The sequence below is a fragment of the Frankia sp. CoWAU3 genome, assembly GCF_977971855.1.
Genome location: NZ_CDWWXB010000303.1, coordinates 2,529 through 3,263 on the forward strand (window position 1 = coordinate 2,529; position 735 = coordinate 3,263).

The 735-nt window shown below is 73.5% G+C and carries 2 protein-coding genes; one reads left to right on the forward strand and one right to left on the reverse strand.

The window, feature by feature from the left end:
• Positions 1-348 (reverse strand): DNA polymerase (locus AC08ON_RS17575; protein WP_476617388.1); only part of this gene is annotated, 348 nt, incomplete at its 3' end.
• Between the two features lie 29 nt (positions 349-377).
• Here AC08ON_RS17575 and AC08ON_RS17580 point away from each other — a divergent pair.
• On the forward strand, positions 378-644 hold the full coding sequence (locus tag AC08ON_RS17580; protein WP_476617389.1) for a hypothetical protein: 267 nt from the start codon (positions 378-380) through the stop codon (positions 642-644).
• Positions 645-735 lie beyond the last annotated feature (91 nt).

A 735-nucleotide genomic window follows, 5' to 3' on the forward strand; every position in this document is an offset into this window, starting at 1 on the left:
GACCGGGGCGTACATGTCCGTGTCGGCGGTGGCGTGAACGAGCGCCGGATCATCCGAGACGACGGCGCGCACTCTCGGCTCGATCTGGCCGAGGTCGGCGCGGACGAACAGGTGACCGGGCTCGGCGACCACGGCGGCGGGCATGTTATGCAGACCGGCCTGGGCGATCATCCGGCCGGCGCCGCCGTCGCTGCCCTGCCAGGCGCCCCGCAGCCGTCCGTCCGGGCCGACGTGGGTGTCGAGCCAGCGGTAACCGTAGGTCGTCGCGACCCGTTCGGTGCGCCGCCAGGCGAGCAGCGCCGCGACGGCGGGATGCGCGCCGCGCAATGGTTCGAGCCGAGTTGGCACTGCTGGCGTTGGCCGATCAGGCTGGCTGGGTGAGTTCGGAGAAGGTCGCGTACCTGCGGGCGGATGTGGAGCGGCTGTGCTCTGAGCTGGCCGAACTGGCGCCCGCGCTGCGGCTGCGGATGTTGACGGAGCTGCGGGCCGCGCTGGAGGAGGTGACCTTGCCAGCGCTGGCGGCGGCGATGGCCGCCGCTCAGGACGAGGGGTGGGGGGTGCGGCGGATCGGTGCGTTCGTCGGGCTGTCGCACGAGCAGGTTCGGCGCACGCTCGCGGCCGGCGCGCCCGTCGCCGGTGAGTAGCCGGGCGTCACTGGGTCGGCGACGGGGACCGCAGGGGCCGGAACCGGCCGGCGCGGATGTCGTCGGGCAGCGAGAAGTTTTGACCTCCTCT